Here is a 22,231-nt window from a genome sequence, read left to right as displayed (position 1 = left end):
TAGGGCTCATGCGGTGGGGTAGGGCGGACGCATATGCACGCGTTGACAGGCACGTTTCTGCAAGGACGCATTGGGTCAATTGCCTTGGAAAATAAGGTAGTTGAGTGATTCGAAGGCAGGACGTGACGTGTCGACGTGCACCGACCTGCCAAGTCGCGGATGTTTCGAAGCGGTCTCAACTCACCTTCACGGGGGATGCGCGCCACGGCGCGAGCCACCGGCGCATAGATATATGTGGCCGCGCCCCTGAATTCGTACGCCTTCGTACGGTGATGCCCTTGATGCGGCTGCGATGTCGACCGAGACGTCCCAGGTTGGGGGGCTGTTGGGGGACGAGGTCGCCGCGCACCTGTACGCACCGGAGCGGAATCCTCATAAGGTGAGGAGTTATGGGAAGCCGGTGGTGCTGACGCCCGCCGGTGGTCACGAGGAGGACTGCGGTGAGCGAGACGAGCCCCAAGCTGCGTGCCGAGCTGGAGGGTATCCCCACCTATGTGCCGGGCAAGCCCGCCGCGGCCGACGGCCCGGTGGCGTACAAGCTGTCCTCCAATGAGAACCCGTATCCGCCGCTGCCCGGCGTGCTGGAGACCCTGACGTCAGCCTTCTCGTCGTTCAACCGCTACCCGGACATGGCCTGCACCGGCCTGATGAACGAACTGTCCGAGCGCTTCGCCGTGCCCCTGTCCGACCTGGCCACCGGCACCGGCTCGGTCGGGGTCGCCCAACAGCTGATCCAGGCGACCTCCGGACCCGGCGACGAGGTGATCTACGCCTGGCGGTCCTTCGAGGCGTACCCGATCATCACGCGGATCAGTGGGGCCACGCCGGTGCAGGTGCCGCTGACGTCGGGTGATGTGCACGACCTGGACGCCATGGCGGACGCGATCACCGAGCGGACCCGGCTGATCTTCGTCTGCAACCCCAACAACCCCACGGGCACGGTCGTACGGCGGGCCGAGCTGGAACGGTTCCTCGACCGGGTGCCCGGTGATGTGCTGGTCGTGCTGGACGAGGCGTACCGCGAGTTCATCCGCGACGCCGAGGTGCCGGACGGCGTGGAGCTGTACCGCCGGCGGCCCAACGTCTGCGTTCTGCGCACGTTCTCCAAGGCGTACGGCCTCGCCGGTCTGCGCGTCGGCTTCGCGATCGCCCATGAGCCGGTGGCGGCGGCGCTGCGCAAGACCGCGGTGCCCTTCGGGGTGAGCCGGCTCGCACAGGACGCCGCGATCGCCTCGCTGCGGGCCGAGGACGAACTGCTCGGCCGAGTGGGCTCACTGGTGTGCGAGCGCACGCGCGTGGTCGACGCGCTGCGTGCCCAGGGCTGGACGGTGCCGGAGACCCAGGCCAACTTCGTGTGGCTGCGGCTGGGGGAGCGCACGGTCGAGTTCGCGCAGGCGTGCGAGCAGGCGGGGGTGATGGTCCGGCCGTTCGCGGGCGAGGGCGTGCGGGTCACGGTCGGGGAGACCGAGGCGAACGACATCTTCCTCAAGGCGGCGGAAGGGTTCCACAAGGAGCTCTAGCCAAGCCTGGTGAGAAGGGGGGTTTCCCGCGAGGGGGACCCCCCTTCGAGTGTCGAGAGTCAGTGCGTCATAATTGCTTGTGAATGTGAACGCGTTCACAAGCCTGTCCCGATTGCTCCAGTGATGTGTGTGACAAAAGGGGCAAAGAGCCGCTGTATCTCGGCGACGTAAGGAGAGTGACGACGTGGAACTGGCTCTGGCGCCGGAGACCCTGGCGCGCTGGCAGTTCGGAATCACCACCGTCTACCACTTCCTGTTCGTCCCGCTGACGATCTCGCTGGCCGCTCTCACGGCCGGACTGCAGACCGCGTGGGTGCGCACGGAGAAGGAGAAGTACCTCAGGGCCACCAAGTTCTGGGGCAAGCTCTTCCTGATCAACATCGCGATGGGCGTGGTCACCGGCATCGTGCAGGAGTTCCAGTTCGGCATGAACTGGTCCGACTACTCACGCTTCGTCGGCGACGTCTTCGGCGCCCCGCTCGCCTTCGAGGCCCTGATCGCCTTCTTCTTCGAGTCGACCTTCATCGGCCTGTGGATCTTCGGCTGGGACAAGCTGCCCAAGAAGATCCATCTGGCCTGCATCTGGATGGTCTCGATCGGCACGATCCTGTCGGCGTACTTCATCCTCGCGGCCAACTCCTGGATGCAGCACCCGGTCGGCTACCGGATCAACGAGGCGAAGGGACGGGCCGAGCTCACCGACTTCTGGCTGGTACTGACCCAGAACACCGCGCTCGCCCAGGCCTTCCACACCCTCTCCGCGGCCTTCCTCACCGGCGGCGCCTTCATGGTCGGCATCTCCGCCTTCCATCTGCTGCGCAAGAAGCACATACGCGAGATGAAGACCTCGCTGCGCCTCGGTCTGGTGACCGTCGCCATCGGCGGCCTGCTCACCGCGGTCAGCGGGGACGTGCTCGGGAAGATCATGTTCGAGCAGCAGCCGATGAAGATGGCCGCCGCCGAGGCACTGTGGGACGGCGAGGCGCCCGCGCCCTTCTCCGTCTTCGCCTACGGCGACGTCGACGCCGGCCACAACAAGGTAGCCATAGAGGTCCCCGGCCTGCTGTCCTTCCTCGCGAATGACGACTTCAGCTCGTACGTGCCGGGCATCAACGACGTCAACAAGTCCGAGCAGGAGAAGTTCGGTCCCGGTGACTACCGGCCCAACATCCCGGTCGCCTACTGGGGCTTCCGCTGGATGATCGGCTTCGGGATGTCGTCCTTCGCCATCGGGCTGGCCGGACTCTGGCTGACCCGCAAGAAGTTCCTGCTGCCGCAGCACCTCAGGGTCGGCGACGACGAGGTACCGCATCTGGTCCTCTTCCGGAAGAAGGCGCTCGGACCGAAGCTCACCACGTGGTACTGGCGCATTGCGATCTGGACCCTGGCCTTCCCGCTGATCGCCAACTCCTGGGGCTGGATCTTCACCGAGATGGGCCGCCAGCCGTGGGTTGTCTACGGCGTCCTGCAGACCCGGGACGCGGTCTCCCCCGGTGTCTCACCGGGCGAGGTCCTCACCTCGATGATCGTCTTCACCAGCCTGTACGCCATCCTCGCCGTCGTCGAGGTCAAGCTGCTCGCGAAGTACGTGAAGGCCGGCCCGCCCGAGCTCACCGAGGCCGACCTCAACCCGCCCACGAAGATCGGCGGCGACTCCCGTGACGCCGACAAGCCGATGGCCTTCTCGTACTAGGCCGAGGGAGCTGCACAGTCATGGAACTTCACGACGTCTGGTTCGTACTCATCGCCGTCCTGTGGACCGGCTACTTCTTCCTGGAAGGATTCGACTTCGGGGTCGGCGTTCTCACTAAACTGCTCGCTCGCGACCGGACCGAGAAGCGGGTGCTGATCAACACCATCGGACCTGTCTGGGACGGCAACGAGGTGTGGCTGCTGACGGCCGGCGGCGCGACCTTCGCCGCCTTTCCCGAGTGGTACGCCACGCTCTTCTCCGGGTTCTACCTGCCTCTGCTGCTCATCCTGGTCTGTCTGATCGTCCGGGGTGTCGCCTTCGAGTACCGGGTGAAGCGGCCCGAGGAGAACTGGCAGCGCAACTGGGAGACCGCGATCTTCTGGACCTCGCTGATCCCGGCGTTTCTGTGGGGTGTGGCCTTCGGCAACATCGTGCGGGGCGTCAAGATCGACCGGAACTTCGACTACGTCGGCACCTTGTGGGACCTGCTCAACCCGTACGCACTCCTCGGTGGTCTGGTGACGCTGACGCTGTTCACCTTCCACGGCACGGTGTTCACAGCGCTCAAGACCGTCGGGGACATTCGGGTACGGGCGCGGAAGCTGGCGTCCGTCATCGGTCTGGCCGCCGCGGTGCTGGCGCTGCTCTTCCTGCTGTGGACGCAGGTCGACGGCGGTGACGGCAAGAGTCTGATCGCGCTCGTTGTGGCGGTCGCCGCGCTGGTCGCTGCCCTCGTGGCCAACCAGGTCGGACGTGAGGGCTGGTCGTTCGCCTTGTCCGGTGTCACCATCGTGGCCGTCGTGGCGATGCTCTTCCTGACGCTCTTCCCGAACGTCATGCCGTCCTCGCTCAATGAGGACTGGAGCCTCACGGTCACCAACGCCTCGTCGAGCCCGTACACACTGAAGATCATGACGTGGTGCGCGGCGATCGCCACGCCGGTCGTCATGCTCTACCAGGGCTGGACCTACTGGGTGTTCCGCAAGCGGATCGGCACACAGCACATCGCCGCCGACACCGCTCACTGAGTCCGACAGGGAGCGGTCACCATGGTTTCGCGATGTTTCACGTGAAACACGGTGACAGGCACCCCCTGGACCGAAGGGCATGTTTCACGTGAAACCGATCGATCCGCGTCTGGTCCGGTACGCCCGGACCACTCGGCCCTTCCTGATGGCGGTAGTCGGCCTGGGTGCCGTCGGTGCAGGACTGGTCATCGCGCAGGCGATGCTCATCGCCGAAGTGGTGGTGGGAGCTTTCCAGCACGGCATGTCCGTCGCCGACCTCCGGACTCCCCTGCTGCTGTTGGTCGCCGTCGCGGGCGGCCGTGCCCTGGTCTCCTGGCTCACCGAACTCGCCGCGCACCGCGCCAGCGCGGCAGTGAAGTCGGAGCTGCGGGGGCGGTTGCTGGAGCGCGCTGTCGCACTGGGGCCCGGGTGGCTGAGCGGACAGCGGACCGGATCACTGGTCGCGCTCGCCACGCGGGGGGTCGACGCCCTCGACGACTACTTCTCGCGCTATCTGCCGCAGTTGGGCCTCGCGGTCGTCGTGCCGGTGGCGGTGCTGGCGCGGATCGTCACCGAGGACTGGGTCTCTGCGGCCATCATCGTCGGGACCCTGCCGCTCATTCCGGTTTTCATGGTGCTGATCGGCTGGGCCACGCAGTCCCGGATGGACCGGCAGTGGCGGCTGTTGTCCCGACTGTCCGGGCACTTCCTGGACGTGGTGGCCGGCTTGCCGACCCTGAAGGTGTTCGGGCGGGCCAAGGCGCAGGCGGATTCCATTCGGCGCATCACCGGGGAGTACCGGCAGGCGACCATGCGGACGCTGCGGATCGCCTTCATCTCGTCCTTCGCGCTGGAGTTGCTCTCGACGCTGTCGGTGGCGCTGGTCGCCGTGACCATCGGAATGCGGCTCGTGCACGGGGACATGGACCTGTACATCGGCCTGGTCATCCTGGTGCTCGCGCCCGAGGCCTATGTGCCGTTGCGGCAGGTGGGAGCGCAGTATCACGCGGCGGCCGAGGGTCTTGCTGCCGCGGAGGAGATCTTCTCGGTGCTCGAGACGCCAGTGCCGGCCTCGGGCCGCGGCGCCGTGCAGTCGGGGGCCCTGGCCTTCGATGGGGTCACCGTCCGGTATCCCGGGCGGTCGGCGGACGCGGTGACGGACCTGTCCTTCGCCGTCGAGCCCGGGGAGACGGTTGCGCTTGTCGGGCCGAGCGGTGCGGGCAAGTCGACGCTGCTCAACGTGATGCTGGGATTTGTGCAGCCCAGCGAGGGCCGGGTCCTGGTCGGGGGAGTGGATCTCGCCGAGGCCGATCTGGAGCAATGGCGCTCGCGGATCGCGTGGGTGCCGCAGCGGCCGCACCTGTTCGCCGGGACGATCGGCGAGAACGTACGCCTCGCCCGTCCGGACACTGACGACACCGCCGTACGACGTGCCCTCGGTGACGCCGGTGCGCTGGAGTTCGTGGACGCGTTGCCCCTGGGCGCCGACACGGTGCTGGGCGAGGACGGGGCCGGGCTGTCCGCCGGCCAGCGGCAACGCCTCGCGCTCGCCCGGGCGTTTCTCGCCGACCGGCCGGTGCTGCTGCTCGATGAACCGACGGCGGCGCTCGACGGGGCGACAGAGGGCCAGGTCGTGGAGGCGGTACGGCGACTGTCCGAGGGACGGACGGTCCTGCTGGTGGTGCACCGGCCGGCGCTGCTCGGAGTGGCGGACAGGGTGGTACGGCTGGCGGAGCCTCTTTCCCCCGCCGAGGTGGAAGGCGCGGCCCGGACTCCCGAGGCACTTCCGATCAGGGCGGGAGAGAGTGCTGCCTCGGAAGCGTCCGAGGCGGACGTGCCGGAGTCCCACGCCCGTCACGTACTCGCTCGCGTGCGCGCCCTGTCCGGTGCCCGGCGCGGACAGTTCGCTCTCGCGCTGCTGCTGGGCAGTCTCGCGCTCGGCAGTGCCGTCGGTCTCATGGCTACCTCTGGGTGGCTCATCTCGCGAGCCTCGCAGCAGCCGCCGGTGCTCTATCTGATGGTGGCCGTGACGGGTACGCGGGCTTTCGGGATCGGGCGGGCCGTCTTCCGGTACGCCGAGCGTCTCGTGTCGCACGACGCCGTGTTGCGCATGCTGGCCGACACCCGGGTCGCCGTGTACCGGCGTCTGGAGCGGTTGGCGCCCGCCGGACTGCGGCGCACCCGCAGAGGGGACCTGCTGTCCCGGCTCGTCACCGACGTGGACGCCTTGCAGGACTACTGGTTGCGCTGGCTGCTGCCCGCCGGTGCCGCCGTGCTCGTGTCCGCCGCGTCCGTGGGCTTCACCGCCTGGCTGCTGCCGGAAGCCGGAGCCGCGCTCGCCCTCGGGCTGCTGGCCGCCGGCGCGGGTGTCCCGCTGATCACGGGTGCCGTGGCGCGACGGGCCGAGCGCAGGCTGGCCCCCGCGAGGGGAACGCTGGCGACCCGGGTGACCGACCTGCTCACCGGAACCGCCGAACTGACCGTCGCCGGTGCGCTGCCCGGACGTACCGCCGAGGCCCGACGGGCCGACGGGACACTCACCCGGATCGCCTCGCGCACCGCCGCCGCCACCGCGCTCGGTGACGGACTCACCGCGCTGATCTCCGGCCTGACCGTCGTCGCGACCGCTCTCGTGGGCGCCCAGGCGGTCGCCGACGGGCGGCTGGGCGGCGTGGCCATGGCCGTTGTCGTCCTGACTCCGCTGGCCGCCTTCGAGGCCGTCCTCGGCATGCCGCTCGCCGTGCAGTACCGCCAGCGGGTGGGCAGGAGCGCTGAGCGCGTGTACGAGGTGCTGGACGCGCCCGAGCCGGTCCGGGAGCCGGAGCGGCCCCGGCAGGCGCCCGCGTCCCCCTTCCCGGTCGTGGTGAAGGGCCTGACCGCCCGGCACGCAGGGCAGGACCGGGACGCGCTCGCCGAAGTCGACCTCACCTTGGAGGAGGGACGCCGGATCGCCGTGGTCGGGCCGTCCGGGTCCGGCAAGACGACGCTCGCACAGGTGCTGCTGCGGTTCCTGGACGCGGAGGAGGGCTCGTACAAGCTGGGCGGCGTGGACGCGTACGCGCTGGACGGCGACGACGTACGGCGGCATGTCGGCCTGTGTGCGCAGGACGCGCACCTCTTCGACAGCTCGGTGCGCGAGAACCTCCTCCTCGCCAGGAAGGACGCGACCGAGGACGACCTGCGGGACGCGCTGCGGCGGGCCCGGCTGCTCGGCTGGGCCGACGCCCTGCCCGACGGTCTGGACACACTGGTCGGCGAGCACGGAGCGCGGCTGTCCGGCGGGCAGCGGCAGCGGTTGGCGCTGGCCCGGGCGCTGCTGGCCGACTTCCCCGTCCTCGTGCTCGACGAGCCCGCCGAGCATCTCGACCTGCCGACGGCCGACGCGCTCACCGCCGATCTGCTGGCTGCCACCGAGGGCCGTACGACCCTGCTCATCACCCACCGGCTGGCCGGCCTGACAGCCGTGGATGAGGTGATCGTGCTGGACGAGGGGCGTGTGGTGCAGCGGGGGGCGTACGCGGAACTGGCGGCGGCGCAGGGGCCGTTGCGGGGGATGGCGGAGCGGGAGGAGGCGGCGGACCTGCTGGTGGGGGCGCGATAGGGACATGTTCCCGGCGCCGCCCTCGCGGTCCCCGTCGTCCGCAGCGGACTTGAGCCGCACCGCACGTGTTCGCTGACAGTCGGAACGGACCCTGCATCGGGAAGGGCGGCGGCGGCACGGCGGTGGTGTAACAGGCGCCGTACTGAGCCATCTGCCGCAACCGGTCCCCCAGCCGTACGACTTGAACAGGACCGCGCCCCCGTCGCGGGGTCACGATCGCTGATATGCGCTCACCTCGCTGTCATCCGCTGCTCGTTCCGGCGCTGCTGTGCGCGTTCGCGGTGCTGGCAGCCCGGCCCATCTACGCCGCTGACGGCGAAGGGAGCGAGGGTGGGCACGGTGGCGCGGAGTTGGGGCTCAGCGCGCAGGTGGCCCGGCTCTACGAGGACGCGGCCATGGCCACCCAGCGGTACGAGGCGGGGCGCCGCGAGGCCGACACGCGGCGGGCGCGGGCGCTGCGGGTGGAGGCGCTTCTCGACCGTGAGCGGCGGGAGATCGCCGTGCTGCACGAGGACCTGGGGCGGATCGCGCGGGCCCAGTACCGCACTGGCGGTGGGATGCCGCTGACCGCGCAGATCATCCTGGCCGGCAGCCCTGAGGAGCTGATGCGCGGTCAGCACGTCTTCTCCCAGACGCAGCTCGTCGTCAACAACGCGATCGGCAAGAGCCGTCGGGCCGAGAGTCGGCTGGTCGCGGACGAGGCGAAGGCGGCGGCTGCATGGCAGGCCCTGGAGCGGCGGAGCTCCGAACTCGCCGACCTGAAGGACGACATCGAGCAGAAGCTGGAGCAGGCGCGTTGGCAATTGCAGGGACAGGCCGACGCCTCCGTCGCCGCGGGCTCCTGCCGCGGTGCTGTCCGGCTGGAGCAGCCGCAGGCGGCCTTCACGAGCGCGTGGGTCGCCCCGGTGGAGTCGTACCAGCTGTCCGCCGGTTTCGGCAGCGGTGGTGCCCGCTGGGCCAGTAGGCACACCGGGCAGGACTTCGCGGTGCCGATCGGCACGCCGGTCCGGGCGGTCGGCGCGGGGCAGGTGGTGAAGGTGTCGTGCGGGGGCGCCTTCGGCATCGAGGTCGTCGTGGAGCACGTGGGCGGCTACTACTCCCAGTACGCCCATCTCGCCGCCGTCACCGTCGACCAGGGCGAACAGGTGAGCCCCGGTCAGTGGATCGGACAGTCGGGCACGTCCGGCAACTCCAGCGGTCCGCACCTGCATTTCGAGGTGCGGGTCACGCCGGAGATGGGGTCTGCGGTGGATCCGGTGCCGTGGTTGTCGGCGCGAGGGGTGCCGGTGGGATGAGGACCCCAAGGGCCGCCGGAGCCACTCGGGGCACGGGGCCGGTGGGGCCTTCTGGGGTCTGCTGGGGGCGCTGGACCCCCTCCGGCTCCACCTCCGTTCTACCCTCGCTCCGCCACCAGCCGTTCGATCACGACCGCCACCCCGTCGTCGTTGTTGGCGACCGTCCGGCCGGAGGCCGCCGCGATCACATCCGGGTGCGCGTTGCCCATCGCGTACGACCGGCCCGCCCACGTGAGCATCTCGACGTCGTTCGGCATGTCCCCGAAGGCGACGACCTCCTCGTGCGAGATACCGCGCTCGGCGCAGCACAGGGCGAGCGTGCTGGCCTTGGAGACCTCGGGGCCGCTGACCTCCAGCAGGGCGCTGGGGCTGGAGCGGGTCACGTTCGCGCGTTCGCCGATGGCGAGGCGGGCGAGGGTGAGAAAGGCGTCCGGGTCGACCGTGGGGTGGTACGCGAGGATCTTGAGGACCGGCTCGTCGGCACCGGGGGCGTCCGGCGCCAGCAGTGCTTCGGCCGGTGCGAGGAAGTCGGGAATCTCCATGTGCAGCTTCGGATAGTCGGGCTCCTGGTAGAAGCCGTACGTCTGCTCCACCGCGTACACCGTGCCGGGCGCCGCCTCGCGCAGCAGCCGTACGGCGTCCAGCGCGTTCTTCCGGGCCAGTTCCCGTACCTTCACGAATCGGTGGGCACCCGGGCCGCCGTGCAGATCGACCACGGCCGCACCGTTGCCGCAGATCGCCAGGCCGTGGCCGTGGACATGGTCGCTGACGACATCCATCCAGCGGGCCGGGCGACCGGTGACGAAGAAGACCTCGATGCCTGCCTCCTCGGCGGCGGCGAGGGCCGCGACGGTGCGCGGCGAGACCGACTTGTCGTCACGCAGTAGGGTGCCGTCCAGATCGGTGGCGATCAGTCGCGGCGGAACGGTGGCGGCCGGGGTCTCGGGCTGTCGAGTCGCTGAGGTCACCCGGCCATTCTCCAGGAGATCTCCCGCACGTCCGTGCGGGAGCCGCACAGGTGCGACGTCACCGCCTCTCACCTGCACCGTCACCGCAGCTGGGCGGGTGCCTCCATGGCGATCTGCTCGAAGATCTTCTCGTCGGCGGCGAAGTCCGATGCGGAGATGGGCCAGTGGATCACGATCTCGGTGAAGCCCAGATCGCGGTGCCGGCCTGCGAAATCCACGAACGCGTCGAGGGACTGGAGCGGACGGCCGCGCTCCGGGGTGAAGCCGGTCAGCAGGATCTTGTCCAGCTCGCGCGAGTCCCGCCCGAGCGCGGCACACGCGTCGGCCAGCTTCTCCGTCTGCCCGCGAATAGCTTGAACCGACTGCTCGGGAGTGCCGTTCTCGTACAGCTTGGGGTCGCCGGTGGTCACCCAGGCCTGCCCGTACCGGGCGGCGAGCTCCAGCCCGCGCGGCCCGGTCGCGGCCACCGCGAACGGCAGCCGGGGGCGCTGGAGACAACCGGGGATGTTGCGTGCCTCGTGCGCCGAGTAGTGATCGCCCTCGTATGACACTCCCTTGCTACCGTCCTCGGTCAGCAACCGGTCGAGGAGCGACACGAACTCGGCAAAGCGGTCGGCGCGCTCGCGCGAGGTCCACGGTTCCTGCCCGAGCACCGTGGCGTCGAAGCCGGTGCCGCCCGCGCCGATACCGAGCGTGACCCGTCCGCCGGAGATGTCGTCGAGGGAGATCAGCTCCTTGGCGAGGGTCACCGGGTGCCGGAAGTTCGGCGAGGTCACGAGGGTTCCCAGGCGCAGGGTGTCGGTGACACCCGCGGCGGCGGTCAGCGTCGGGAGGGCACCGAACCAGGGCCCGTCCCGGAAACTGCGCCAGGACAGGTGGTCGTAGGTGTAAGCGGTGTGGAAGCCGAGCTGCTCAGCGCGCTGCCATGTCGAACGGCCACCCTCGTGCCAACGGCGGTACGGAAGGATCACGGTGCTCAGACGCAGACTCATGGATCGAGCGTATGCGGACGAGCGCGTTTCACGTGAAACGGTCACAGACGGTCATTACACCCGTCCGCTGAGCCATGGGGTGAACGTGAGTATCGGCAGGTACCCCGGGCACTCGACGAACCCCGGCGGCCGTCAGCGCGGCTCGGGAAACCGCAGGTACTGCGGGGGCACGGCCTTCGTCAGCCACACTCCGTTGGCGCTGACCTGGAACACAAGACCATCCCGGTGCATGGCGCCCGAGTCCACCGACAGTACGACGGGGCGGCCGCGGCGGGCCCCGACGCGGGTCGCCGTCTCCCGGTCGGGCGAGAGATGCACGTCGTGCCGGTTCATGGGCCGCAGCCCCTCCGCGCGGATCGCGTCCAGATGGCGGTCCGTGGTCCCGTGGTAGAGATACGGCGGCGGGGTCGCCGGTGCCAGCCCGAGGTCGATGTCGATGCTGTGGCCCTGGCTGGCGCGAATCCGGGTGCCGTCGATCGCGAAGCGCTGCTTGTCGTTGGCGGCGACCACATGGTCCAGCTCGTCCCGGCTGAACCGGAAACCGTGGGCCCCGGCCGCGGCGATCAGTACGTCGATCTCGACCCATCCGGCCTCGTCGAGGATGAGCCCGATCCGTTCCGGCTGGTGCCGCAGGTGCTTCGAGAGGTACTTGGACACCTTCACGGTCCGTCTCTCGGCCCTCTCCTTTTCGTTCTCGTTCATCCCACCAGCGTGCCGGGAGAGATGTGAATCACGCGAATGATTTTGCTCCGGATGTTTGATCCACAGCCAAGTTGGGTTATCCACAGGGGAATTGGCGATTCTGTGGACAACTACCCTTTGATTCAAGGCGCTTCGTCAAGGTCGACCGATATGCCGTGACTTGTGGCGAGCCGATCCAAGTCCCGGGCCCTCACCTCTCGTTCGGCGGCCAGCGCGATGAACTCAGGAGCTCGCTCTGCGCCAACCAGCCCCTCGACGGCCCGCATTGTCTCCGCCGGCATCGTCACAGAACACGTCCGGTCCTCGGGCGGCGGAGCCTCATCCGCTCCGAGGTGCAACCGCAGATGTCGTACCGCCAACAGGCGTATGGCCCGGGCGAGTTCGGCGTCCACCGTCTGCTGCGCGAGGGGGCGCAGCCGTCGTACGAGCGAGGCCGCCATGACCGCGTCCGCGTCGCTCGGACGGTGCGGTCCGTCGAGACAGCGGTCGAAGACATGCTCGGTGGTGAACTCCAGGAAACGGGAGGCGATGTGCTCGACCTGGCCCCTCAACTCCCGTAGATGGCCCGAGATCGCAGACAGGGGCACGCCGGCACCATGCAACTCGGCTGCTACGGCCAGCTCTTGGGGACTCGGCACGAGGTAGACGTCGTCGTCACCGGGGACCGGCTCCAGCACACCCAACTGCAGGGCCTCGGCGACCGCCTCGTTGTTAGGAGTGCCGCCGAACCGCTCGTCCAACTCGGCGCGTGAGATCCGTACCGCCTCCTCGTCGGTCCACGGACCGTCGACCTCGGCGACCAGCCCGAGCACCCCGCCCAGGCCCCGTCCCGCGTCCCACGCCTCCAGCAACTCCTTGATGGAGGCCAGGGTGTAGCCGCGGTCGAGGAGGTCGGCGATCTGGCGCAGACGCGCGAGATGGGCGTCCGCGTAGAGGTTGGCCCGGCCTCGGCGCTCCGGGCGGGGGAGCAGGCCGCGGTCCTGGTAGGCGCGGATGGTGCGGACCGTGGCCCCACTGAGGTGGGCGAGGTCCTCGATCCGGTAGGCGGGACCCTCGGCCCGACGGGCGGGCCCGCCCGTCCGGCACGTGGAGCCCTCGGCCCCACGGGAATGCCCACCGGTCCGGTGCGCGGGGCTCTCGGCCCGGTGGGAGGAGTCGCCTGCCGGGCCCGTCACGAGGCCTTCCTCGGCGCCTGGGACCGCTCCACGTACGCCACCGTCCGGCCCAACAACCCCTCTCCCGACAGGTGGTACGACCGCAGGAGAGACCGCGCTGACGCCGCGCTCAACTCCCGCCAGGACGGCAACAGGCAAGCGTCGAAGACCTTCACGAACCACCGCTCCCCCGTCGGCGGCGGACGCGGCATGTTGACGGCATGGGTCGCGGTCGGTTCGCCGGGGATCCGATGCCGCGGGGTCCGTGACGGGTCGAAGACCACCCGGCGCGGAGCGATGCGGTGGCTCACAGCGGCGGCTCCAGCCGTGCGACAGCCCGCAGCGCCCCCGGCGTGAAGCGGGACAAGAGGCGGGCACCCCGGGCCTCGGGCGTCACCGGGACCACGGCCTCGTTGCGCACCACCGCCCGCAGGATCGCGTCGGCGACCTTCTCCGGCGGGTAGTTGCGCAGCCCGTACAGGCGGGCGGCGCGCTTCTGGCGACGCTTCTCCTCGGCGGCGCCCACGCCCGCGAACCGCGCGGTGGAGGTGATGTTGGTGTTGACGATGCCCGGGCATATCGCGGTCACCCCGATGCCCTGGCCGGCCAACTCCGCCCGCAGACACTCGCTGAGCATCAGTACCGCCGCCTTGGAGGTGCTGTAGGCGGGCAGCGCCCTGGAGGGCTGGTACGCCGCCGCCGACGCGGTGTTGACGATGTGACCGCCCTGCCCGCGCTCGGCCATCTGCCTGCCGAAGAGCCGGCAGCCGTGGATCACGCCCCACAGGTTGACGTCGAGGACCTTCTTCCAGTCGTCGGGGGTGGTGTCGAAGAAGGAGCCCGACAGGCCGATGCCGGCGTTGTTCACCAGGACGTCCACCACGCCGTACTCGGCGGCGACCTTCGCGGCGAGTTTCTCCATGGCCTGCTCGTCGGAGACGTCGACCGTCTCCGCCCAGGCCTCGGGCGCGCCGAGCAGCCGGGACAACTCGGCGGTGCGGAGCGCGGCCTCCGGGTCCCGGTCGACGGCCAGCACGCGCGCGCCGGCCTCGGCGAACGCGAACGCGGTGGCCCGCCCGATGCCGCTGCCCGCGCCGGTGACCAGGACGAGCTGTCCGCCGAACCGCTCGGCGTACTTGCCGGTCGCCGTTCCGGCAGCCGACTTTCCGCCTTCCACGGACGTCACGAACTCCGTGATCCAAGCGGTCAGTTGGTCGGGACGGGTGCGCGGGATCCAGTGCTTGGCCTTCATCACCCGCCGGGTCAACTGCGGAGCCCACCGCTCCAGTTCGTCGTAGAGACGCTCCGACAGGAACGCGTCCCCCAGGGGCGTGATGAGCTGCACGGGCGCGTGCGCGTACGCGTCGGTGCGTGGACGGCGCAACCGGGCGCGGACGTTGTCGCGGTACAGCCACGCCCCGTGCGCCGCGTCCACGGGCAGCGACGAGGTCGGGTAGTCGCCGCCGGGGACTTTTTCGACGCGCTCCAGGATGCGGGGCCAGCGCCTGCCGAGCGTGCCGCGCCAGGCCAGCTCCGGCAGCACGGGCGTGTGCAGCAGGTACACGTACCAGGACTTGGCGCCCTGGCCGAGCAGCTGGCCGACCCGGCGCGGAGTGGGGCGCCTGAGGCGCTGGTTGATCCAGTGGCCGAAGTGGTCGAGGGACGGGCCGGACATCGAGGTGAAGGAGGCGATCCGGCCCTTGGTGCGTTCGACCGTGACGAACTCCCAGGACTGCACCGAGCCCCAGTCGTGCCCCACCAGGTGCACCGGCCGGTCGGGGCTGACCGCGTCCGCGACGGCCAGGAAGTCGTCCGTCAGCTTCTCCAGCGTGAACCCGCCGCGCAGCGGCTTCGGTGCGGTGGACCGGCCGTGCCCGCGGACGTCGTAGAGCACGACATGGAAGCGCTCGGCCAGCCTGGGCGCGATCTTGGACCACACCTCCTTGCTGTCCGGGTAGCCGTGCACCAGGACGACCGTCGGTGCCGAGCAGTCCCCCAGCTCGGCGACGCACAGCTCGACCCCGCCGGTTCGTATCCGGCGCTCCCGGGCGCCCTGCGGCCAGGTCGATCCCGCCTGCGGAAGGCCCGTCACGTGTCCTCCGCCCAGCGCCGCGCTCCCCCACGCTCGAACGAGCTCGCTCCGGGGCACGCGACGAAGGCCGTGCGGTCCCCGAACCAGGCGAAGGGCAGGCGGAACCAGTACCGCGGGCCCCGCTCGCGCAGCCAGGACCGCCGTATCCGTGCCGCCTCCCGCCCGGTCACCGGCCGCAGCCGGCCCGCCACCGCTTCGGCGCACTCGTACGTCGGCCGCTGGACCCGCCGGAACTCCCGCAACTTTGAGGAGAGTTCGTCCGTCACCGCCGCAGTCATGCCACCGCCCCCACCTGTCCATGTCGGTCGCACGCGCGGTACGTGCCCGTAACCTGACACTGGCGAATGTGACAGTCGTTGGAGGCCGCGTCAATAGGCCTGTGCCGGGCTGTGGACGATCGCGCGGATGTGGATAACCGGACCCGCGTTGTTCGACCTCAGAGGGACCCTTAGGGCCCCGTACGACTCGAGGCTGATATCAAGACAGCTCTGCGGAGTGACGACCGGCGTGGCCCGCGTCACTATGGTCGAAGACGTGACTGTGATCGCGACCGAAAGCCTGAGCAAGCGGTTCCCCCGGGTGACCGCGCTTGACCGGCTCTCCGTGGACGTCGGACCCGGTGTAACCGGACTCGTCGGAGCCAACGGAGCCGGCAAGTCCACACTGATCAAGATCCTGCTGGGTCTGTCCCCCGCCACCGAGGGCCGCGCCGAAGTGCTCGGCCTCGATGTCGCGACCAAGGGCGCCGACATCCGCGAGCGGGTCGGCTACATGCCGGAACACGACTGCCTGCCGCCCGACGTCTCGGCCACCGAGTTCGTCGTCCACATGGCGCGCATGTCCGGCCTGCCGCCGACCGCCGCACGCGAGCGCACCGCCGACACCCTGCGCCACGTCGGTCTGTACGAGGAGCGCTACCGTCCCATCGGCGGCTACTCCACCGGCATGAAACAGCGCGTGAAACTCGCGCAGGCCCTCGTGCACGACCCGCAGCTGGTCTTCCTCGACGAGCCGACCAACGGCCTCGACCCGGTCGGCCGGGACGAGATGCTGGGCCTGATCCGCCGCATCCACACCGACTTCGGCATCTCGGTCCTGGTCACCTCCCACCTGCTGGGCGAGCTGGAGCGCACCTGCGACCACGTGGTGGTCGTCGACGGCGGCAAACTCCTGCGCTCCAGCTCCACCACCGACTTCACCCAGACCACCACGACCCTCGCGATCGAGGTCACCGACACCGACGAGCACCCGGACGGCACCCACGCGGTGCGCGACGCGCTTCACGCGCGCGGGGTGGACGTCGTCGACAGTGGCGGCGGCTTGCCGGGCGCCGGCCATGTGCTGCTGCTCACCGCACAGGGCGAGGAGACATACGACCTGGTCCGCGACGTGGTCGCCGACCTCGGCCTCGGCCTGGTGCGCATGGAACAGCGTCGGCACCACATCTCGGAAGTCTTCACGGACAGCGACGAACAGCGTGACGCAGAGCGGAAGGAGGCGGTCGGCCATGGCAACTGAGCACCCCGTAGCAACACCCTCAGGTGACCAGACCCGCATTCACAACATCGGCTACCGCACCTACGACGGCCCGCGCCTGGGCCGCGCCTACTCCCGCCGCTCCCTCTACTCGCAGTCCCTGCGCGGCGCCTACGGCCTCGGCCGCTCGGTCAAGTCCAAGGTGACGCCGATGCTGATGTTCGTGGTGATGTGCGTACCCGCGGCCATCATGGTGGCCGTCGCGGTCGCCACGAAGGCCAAGGAGCTGCCCCTCGACTACACGCGCTACGCGATCGTCATGCAGGCCGTCATCAGCCTGTACGTCGCCTCGCAGGCACCCCAGTCCGTCTCGCGGGACCTGCGCTTCAAGACCGTACCGCTGTACTTCTCACGGCCCATCGAGACCTCCGACTACGTGCGCGCGAAGTTCGCGGCGCTGGCCACGGCGCTGTTCGTCCTCACCGCCGCCCCGCTGCTGGTGCTCTATGTGGGCGCCCTGCTGGCCGAACTCGACTTCGCCGACCAGACCAAGGGCTTCGGGCAGGGACTGGTCTCCGTGGCATTGCTCTCGCTCCTGTTCGCCGGCCTCGGCCTGGTCATCGCGTCGGTCACCCCGCGCCGCGGCTTCGGTATCGCGGCCGTGATCGCCGTCCTGACCATCTCCTACGGCGCCGTCTCCACGCTCCAGGCCATCGCCGAGGCGCAGAACAGCACCGGATCCATCGCCTGGATGGGCCTCTTCTCGCCCATCACCCTCATCGACGGAGTGCAGTCCGCGTTCCTGGGCGCCAGTTCGGCGTTCCCCGGAGGAGTCGGCCCGACGAACGGGGAGGGCGTGGTCTACGTCCTCGCCACCCTCGGTCTGATCGCCGCCTGCTACGGCCTCCTGATGCGCCGCTACCGAAAGGTCGGACTGTGACCACGCTCAACATCGACCACGTCTCGCGCTGGTTCGGCAACGTGGTCGCCGTCAACGACATCACCATGACCGTCGGCCCCGGCGTCACCGGCCTCCTCGGCCCCAACGGCGCCGGAAAGTCCACCCTCATCAACATGATGGGCGGCTTCCTGGCCCCTTCCACCGGCACCGTCACCCTCGACGGACAGCAGGTGTGGCGCAACGAGGCGATCTACAAGCACATCGGCATCGTCCCCGAGCGCGAAGCCATGTACGACTTCCTCACCGGGCGCGAATTCGTCGTCGCCAACGCCGAGTTGCACGGCCTGGGCGCCAAGGCCGCCCAGAAGGCGCTGGCCACGGTCGAGATGGAGTACGCGCAGGACCGCAAGATCTCGACGTACTCCAAGGGCATGCGGCAGCGCGTGAAGATGGCGAGCGCCCTCGTCCACGACCCTTCGCTGCTCCTGCTGGACGAGCCCTTCAACGGCATGGACCCACGCCAGCGCATGCAGCTCATGGACCTGCTGCGGCGCATGGGCGACGAGGGCCGCACGGTGCTGTTCTCGTCCCACATCCTCGAAGAGGTCGAGCAACTCGCCTGGCACATCGAGGTCGTGGTCGCCGGCCGGCACGCGGCCAGCGGTGACTTCCGCAAGATCCGCCGCCTGATGACCGACCGCCCGCACCGCTACCTGGTGCGTTCCAGCGACGACCGCGCCCTCGCGGCCGCGCTGATCGCCGACCCGTCGACGGCCGGCATCGAAGTCGACCTCGCCGAGGGCGCGTTGCGTATCCAGGCCGTCGACTTCGGCCGATTCACCGCCCTGCTGCCGAGGGTCGCGAGGGACCACGGCATCCGGCTGCTCACGGTCTCACCGTCGGACGAGTCCCTCGAGTCCGTCTTCTCGTATCTCGTCGCGGCGTAGGAGGCCCAAGATGTACGACCCCACAGTCGCCCGACTCACCTATCGGGCCCTGCTCGGCCGGCGCCGGGCCCTCATCCTGGGCGCCCTGCCGCTGCTGCTCATCGTTCTCTCGGTCGTGGTGCGCGCTCTGGCCGGCGCCGACGACCAGACGGCGTCCGACCTGCTCGGCGGGCTCGCGCTCGCCACCATGGTGCCGATCATCGGAGTGATCGCGGGGACCGGCGCGATCGGACCCGAGATCGACGACGGCTCGGTGGTCTACCTGCTGTCCAAGCCGATCAAACGGCCGACGATCATCTTCACCAAGCTCATCGTCGCGATCGCCGTGACGATGGTGTTCTCGGCGGTGCCGACCCTGATCGCGGGCTTCATCCTCAACGGCAACGGCCAGCAGGTCGCCGTCGCCTATACGGTGGCCGCCCTGGTCGCCTCCATCGCCTACGCGGCGCTCTTCCTGCTGCTCGGCACGGTGTCGCGGCACGCGGTGGTGTTCGGGCTCGTCTACGCGCTGGTCTGGGAGGCCCTGTTCGGCTCCCTGGTGCCCGGGGCGCGCACGCTCAGTGTCCAGCAGTGGTCGCTGGCGGTGGCCCAGAAGGTCGCCGGCGGAGACCTGGTGACCTCGGACGTCGGACTGACGACGGCGACCGTCCTGCTGGTCGCCGTCACCGTGCTCGCCACCTGGTACGCGGGGCAGAAGCTCCGGACGCTGACGCTCGCGGGCGAGGAGTAGGCGCCCCGATGTGTTGACATCGGCTTCACCTCTGTCCGGGCACACTGGGCGAACAGAGGTGTACGGCTAGGAGGACGGGGATGGCAGGCGAGACGCCGGAGCACGACGGCCGCGAACGGGCCGAGGACGAGGTCTGGAACGACCTCGTCCTGGACGAGGACTTCATACGGTCCGCCGAGACGTCCGAACCGTCCGCACGGGCGCGGATGCTCGCCGCGCGCTGGCGCACCGAGAAGCCCGAGCCCCAGCCCTGGCGTTCCGACGAGCCGCCCGCGGGGTGGTTCTTCAGCAAGCGCCGGCGCAGGTGGCGTCGCCGGTGAGGGAGTTCGGGGCCACCCGTTAATCAGTGGCGCCGAACTCGGCGTACCGGCACAGTGGTTATGTCCAGGACGCCGGGTTCGAGTCGGCGCCACACACCGGGGAGGAGCCGGACGATGTCCATGCACGACAGTACGTCCAGCTCCCACCAGGGCAGCCCGCGGCGGACTCCGGAGTAGTTACTCCTCCGTCGAGTCCGCCCATACGCGGGGAGCTGCCCGGGGCGGCCGCTTCGAGCACGCGGATCCCACTTCGCGTGAGGCCGCCCACCCGGAGGATTGGCCGAGTGGTAAGGCACTGGCTTGCGCTGTGTTCAATCAAGCGAGTCAAGGTCGGGCCTGAAAAGCCCGCGCACGTTCGATTCGTGCATCCTCCGCCGGACGTTGTCACTGGGACCGGGCCGGGTCGCGGGCCCGGGCCCGGTGAACACCTCAAGGAGCCCGTTGGGTCGGTGACCCGACGAAGCCACCTGGGTCACCGACCCAGCAACCGCTCCAGCACCACCGCGATCCCGTCCTCCTCGTTGGAGGATGTCACCTCGTTCGCGACCGCCTTGAGTTCCTCGTGGGCGTTGGCCATGGCCACGCCGTACGAGGACCAGGCGAACATGGGGATGTCGTTGGGCATGTCGCCGAAGGCGATCGTGTCCGCCGCCTTCATGCCCAGGCGCCGGGCCGCCAGGGACAGTCCCGTCGCCTTGGAGAGGCCGAGGGGGAGAAGCTCGACGATGCCCTCACCGGCCATCGTGACCGTGACGAAGCCGCCCGCGGCCTCACGGGAGGCTTGTGCGAGTTGGTCGTCCGTGAGCGACGGATGCTGAATGTAGATCTTGTTCAGCGGGGCGGTCCACAGGTCGGACGCGTCCGTGAAGGGTGTCGCGGGGAGCTTGCCGGTGACCGCGTAGCCGGGGCCGACCAGCACCTCGCCCTCCAGGCCGTCCCGGCTCGCCGCGAGGTACAGCGGGCCGACCTCCGCCTCGATCTTGGCGATAGCCACCCCGGCCAGCTGCCGGTCCAGCGTTACCGAGGTCAGCAGGCGGTGCTCGCCGGCGTCGTACACCTGTGCACCCTGGGCGCAGACGGCGAGGCCGTTGTAGCCGAGGTCGTCGAGGATGTGGCGCGTCCACGGGGCCGCGCGGCCCGTCACGACGATGTGGGCGGCCCCCGCCGCGGTGGCCGCGGCGAGTGCCTCACGGGTGCGCCGCGCGACCGACTCGTCGGAGCGCAGCAGCGTTCCGTCGAGGTCGGTCGCGATCAGGCGGTAGGGAAAGCCCGGGGCGGCGGACGTACTCACTTGGCGACCGGCTCCAGGACCTCACGGCCGCCCAGGTACGGACGCAGCACCTCCGGCACGCGCACCGAACCGTCGGCCTGCTGGTGGTTCTCCAGGATCGCCACGATCGTGCGCGGTACGGCGCACAGCGTGCCGTTGAGCGTGGCCAGCGGCTTGACCTGCTTGCCGTCACGGACCCGGATGGACAGCCGACGGGACTGGTACTCGGTGCAGTCCGAGGTCGAGGTCAGCTCGCGGTACTTGCCCTGGGTCGGGATCCACGCCTCGCAGTCGAACTTGCGGGCGGCCGAGGAGCCGAGGTCGGCGGACGCGACATCGATGACCCGGAACGGCAGTTCCAGGGACGTCAGCCACTGCTTCTCCCACTCCAGCAGGCGCTGGTGCTCGGCCCGCGAGTCCGCCGGGTCGACGTACGAGAACATCTCGACCTTGTCGAACTGGTGCACGCGGAAGATGCCGCGGGTGTCCTTGCCGTGCGAGCCGGCCTCACGGCGGAAGCAGGGCGAGAAGCCCGCGTACCGCAGCGGGAGCCGGTCGGCGTCGATGATCTCGTCCATGTGGTACGCGGCGAGCGGGACCTCGGAGGTGCCGACCAGGTAGAGGTCGTCCTTCTCGAGGTGGTAGACGTCCTGGGCCGCCTGGCCGAGGAAGCCGGTGCCGGCCATCGACTGCGGGCGGACCAGCGCGGGCGTCAGCATCGGCATGAAGCCGGCCGCAGTGGCCTGCCCGATCGCCGCGTTCACGAGCGCGAGTTCGAGGAGCGCGCCGACACCCGTCAGGAAGTAGAAGCGCGAGCCGGACACCTTGGCGCCGCGCTCGACGTCGATCGCGCCGAGGATGTTGCCGAGTTCCAGGTGGTCCTTGGGGTCGAAGCCCTCGGCGCCGAAGTCGCGGATGGTGCCGTGCGTCTCCAGCGTGACGAAGTCCTCCTCGCCGCCCACGGGCACCTCGGGGTGCACGAGGTTGCTGAGCTGGAGGAGGAGCTGCTGGGTCTCGGCGTCGGCCGTGTCGCGCTCGGCGTCGGCGGCCTTGACGTCGGCGGCGAGCTGGCTCGCCTTTTTCAGCAGCTCGGCCCTCTCGTCCCCGGAGGCCTTGGGAATGAGCTTGCCGAGCGCCTTCTGCTCGGCACGCAGCTCGTCGAAGCGGACGCCGGACGACCTGCGACGCTCGTCGGCGGACAGGAGGGAGTCGACGAGCGCGACGTCCTCTCCACGGGCCCGCTGGGATGCGCGCGCACGGTCGGGGTCCTCACGGAGCAGGCGAAGGTCAATCACGTGCTCAAGGCTACCGGTGCGGGGTGACGGCTCACGACTCACTATTCAGGGCATGCCGAATCACGGCTTACGTTCCGTTATGGGGGAATTGCCGAGCGTGTCAATAAAAGGTGTCTCACTCCCTGGGATGGGGGAGGTGGCAGGCGCCGGGTTGACTCGATTCCCTTGTGGAGAACGGGACTTGGGAAGTCGTTCATCCACAGGGATCCGCAGCCCCGAAAAGTTATCCACAGGGTGTGCGAAAGATCTGTGGATGCCGGAAGTGATC

Annotated in this window: 17 protein-coding genes, 1 tRNA gene and 2 pseudogenes; 11 read left to right on the top strand and 9 right to left on the bottom strand. The window is 69.5% G+C overall.

Translation table 11 applies throughout. The features are described from left to right. Positions 1-440 precede the first annotated feature (440 nt). The 5 genes from hisC (at position 441) to AB0H86_RS03755 (ending at position 9,116) form a co-directional block, all read left to right on the top strand. Positions 441-1,520 (top strand): histidinol-phosphate transaminase, encoded by a 1,080-nt coding sequence (gene hisC / locus AB0H86_RS03775; RefSeq protein WP_362432563.1) that lies wholly within the window; start codon positions 441-443, stop codon positions 1,518-1,520. 184 nt (positions 1,521-1,704) lie between these two features. Continuing rightward, entirely contained in the window at positions 1,705-3,213 is a 1,509-nt protein-coding gene (locus AB0H86_RS03770) for a cytochrome ubiquinol oxidase subunit I (protein ID WP_362432560.1), read from the top strand. A 20-nt stretch (positions 3,214-3,233) separates the two neighbouring features. Then, entirely contained in the window at positions 3,234-4,241 is a 1,008-nt protein-coding gene (gene cydB / locus AB0H86_RS03765) for a cytochrome d ubiquinol oxidase subunit II (RefSeq protein WP_362432558.1), read from the top strand. A gap of 79 nt (positions 4,242-4,320) precedes the next feature. Then, a complete protein-coding gene (gene cydD / locus AB0H86_RS03760; RefSeq protein WP_362432555.1) occupies positions 4,321-7,821 on the top strand; it encodes a thiol reductant ABC exporter subunit CydD in 3,501 nt (1,166 codons plus the stop codon). A 224-nt stretch (positions 7,822-8,045) separates the two neighbouring features. Then, on the top strand, positions 8,046-9,116 hold the full coding sequence (locus tag AB0H86_RS03755; protein ID WP_362432553.1) for a M23 family metallopeptidase: 1,071 nt from the start codon (positions 8,046-8,048) through the stop codon (positions 9,114-9,116). Between the two features lie 98 nt (positions 9,117-9,214). Here the strand turns inward: AB0H86_RS03755 and AB0H86_RS03750 are convergent, their stop codons facing one another. The 7 genes and pseudogenes from AB0H86_RS03750 to AB0H86_RS03720 form a co-directional block, all read right to left on the bottom strand. Beyond that, the gene (locus AB0H86_RS03750) at positions 9,215-10,084 is read right to left on the bottom strand and encodes an HAD hydrolase family protein (protein WP_362432550.1); all 870 of its coding nucleotides are present in this window, start codon (positions 10,082-10,084) and stop codon (positions 9,215-9,217) included. 80 nt (positions 10,085-10,164) lie between these two features. Further along, entirely contained in the window at positions 10,165-11,076 is a 912-nt protein-coding gene (locus tag AB0H86_RS03745; protein WP_362432548.1) for an LLM class flavin-dependent oxidoreductase, read from the bottom strand. A 132-nt stretch (positions 11,077-11,208) separates the two neighbouring features. Next, complete coding sequence (locus AB0H86_RS03740; protein ID WP_362432546.1) at positions 11,209-11,778, bottom strand: RNA 2'-phosphotransferase; 570 nt, start codon at positions 11,776-11,778, stop codon at positions 11,209-11,211. A 122-nt stretch (positions 11,779-11,900) separates the two neighbouring features. Next, positions 11,901-12,815 (bottom strand): MerR family transcriptional regulator, encoded by a 915-nt coding sequence (locus AB0H86_RS03735; protein WP_362433642.1) that lies wholly within the window; start codon positions 12,813-12,815, stop codon positions 11,901-11,903. Positions 12,816-13,096: 281 nt separating this feature from the next. Continuing rightward, positions 13,097-13,243, bottom strand: a pseudogene (locus tag AB0H86_RS03730) (metal-dependent hydrolase); the annotation flags it as partial. After that, positions 13,240-15,024, bottom strand: a complete 1,785-nt coding sequence (locus tag AB0H86_RS03725; protein ID WP_362432543.1) for an SDR family oxidoreductase — start codon at positions 15,022-15,024, stop codon at positions 13,240-13,242. The gene AB0H86_RS03725 and the pseudogene AB0H86_RS03730, both read right to left, overlap by 4 nt. Positions 15,025-15,086: 62 nt before the next feature. Next, a pseudogene (locus AB0H86_RS03720) lies at positions 15,087-15,302 on the bottom strand (Xaa-Pro aminopeptidase); the annotation flags it as partial. Positions 15,303-15,564: 262 nt separating this feature from the next. Between AB0H86_RS03720 and AB0H86_RS03715 the strand changes: the two are divergent. The 6 genes from AB0H86_RS03715 (at position 15,565) to AB0H86_RS03690 (ending at position 19,772) form a co-directional block, all read left to right on the top strand. Continuing rightward, the gene (locus AB0H86_RS03715) at positions 15,565-16,542 is read left to right on the top strand and encodes an ABC transporter ATP-binding protein (RefSeq protein WP_362433640.1); all 978 of its coding nucleotides are present in this window, start codon (positions 15,565-15,567) and stop codon (positions 16,540-16,542) included. Continuing rightward, complete coding sequence (locus AB0H86_RS03710) at positions 16,532-17,440, top strand: ABC transporter permease (protein WP_362432541.1); 909 nt, start codon at positions 16,532-16,534, stop codon at positions 17,438-17,440. The genes AB0H86_RS03715 and AB0H86_RS03710 overlap by 11 nt, the downstream gene beginning before the upstream one ends. After that, the gene (locus AB0H86_RS03705) at positions 17,437-18,348 is read left to right on the top strand and encodes an ABC transporter ATP-binding protein (RefSeq protein WP_362432538.1); all 912 of its coding nucleotides are present in this window, start codon (positions 17,437-17,439) and stop codon (positions 18,346-18,348) included. The genes AB0H86_RS03710 and AB0H86_RS03705 overlap by 4 nt, the downstream gene beginning before the upstream one ends. 10 nt (positions 18,349-18,358) lie before the next feature. Beyond that, a complete protein-coding gene (locus tag AB0H86_RS03700) occupies positions 18,359-19,078 on the top strand; it encodes an ABC transporter permease (protein ID WP_362432536.1) in 720 nt (239 codons plus the stop codon). A gap of 80 nt (positions 19,079-19,158) precedes the next feature. Beyond that, a complete protein-coding gene (locus AB0H86_RS03695) occupies positions 19,159-19,398 on the top strand; it encodes a hypothetical protein (RefSeq protein ID WP_362432534.1) in 240 nt (79 codons plus the stop codon). A gap of 270 nt (positions 19,399-19,668) precedes the next feature. After that, positions 19,669-19,772: transfer RNA gene (locus AB0H86_RS03690), tRNA-OTHER, on the top strand. Between the two features lie 98 nt (positions 19,773-19,870). On the opposite strand, the gene AB0H86_RS03685 is transcribed toward AB0H86_RS03690, so the two are convergent. After that, on the bottom strand, positions 19,871-20,689 hold the full coding sequence (locus AB0H86_RS03685; RefSeq protein ID WP_362432531.1) for an HAD family hydrolase: 819 nt from the start codon (positions 20,687-20,689) through the stop codon (positions 19,871-19,873). Continuing rightward, positions 20,686-21,963 carry a serine--tRNA ligase gene (gene serS / locus AB0H86_RS03680; RefSeq protein ID WP_362432529.1) on the bottom strand — a complete coding sequence of 426 codons (1,278 nt, stop codon included), beginning with the start codon at positions 21,961-21,963 and terminating at the stop codon, positions 20,686-20,688. Before serS ends, AB0H86_RS03685 begins: the two co-directional genes overlap by 4 nt. Positions 21,964-22,231 lie beyond the last annotated feature (268 nt).

The organism is Streptomyces sp. NPDC050997 (genome assembly GCF_040660135.1).
Taxonomy (GTDB): domain Bacteria; phylum Actinomycetota; class Actinomycetes; order Streptomycetales; family Streptomycetaceae; genus Streptomyces.
The sequence above is the reverse complement of the archived record's forward strand: the minus strand, read 5'-3'. Positions and strand labels throughout refer to the sequence as shown.